Origin of the sequence: Salmonella sp. SAL4457, assembly GCF_046548235.1 — a bacterium.
Taxonomy (GTDB): Bacteria; Pseudomonadota; Gammaproteobacteria; order Enterobacterales; family Enterobacteriaceae; genus Salmonella; species Salmonella enterica.
The window spans coordinates 1-260 of the sequence record NZ_JBGDZO010000758.1 but is presented as its reverse complement, the minus strand read 5'-3'; the positions used below and the strand labels follow the sequence as shown (position 1 = coordinate 260).

General features: G+C 61.2%; 1 pseudogene. It reads left to right on the top strand.

The window, feature by feature from the left end:
- Positions 1-211 (top strand): annotated as a pseudogene (locus ACLJNW_RS26195) (hypothetical protein); the annotation flags it as partial.
- Positions 212-260: the final 49 nt, after the last annotated feature.

Genomic DNA, 260 nt, shown 5'->3' with positions numbered 1-260 from the left:
CATCAACGCAGGCCTCAAGCGCGCCGTGGCACAAGGCGTGAAGCTCGGCCGGCCGAAGATAGACAGCGCAACCGAACGGAAGGTGCGAAAGCAGCTTGCGAAGGGCATGGGTATGCTGAAAGTAGCCAAGTCCCTCGGGATCGGGACTGGCACGGTGCAGCGGATCGCAAACGAGCTTGGTCGAAGGAAGGCGCTGTCATCAGGGCATTAAGCAAGAGCCGCCTTTGGGCGGAGACCGCGTCCGCCGTTTCAATCAGAAG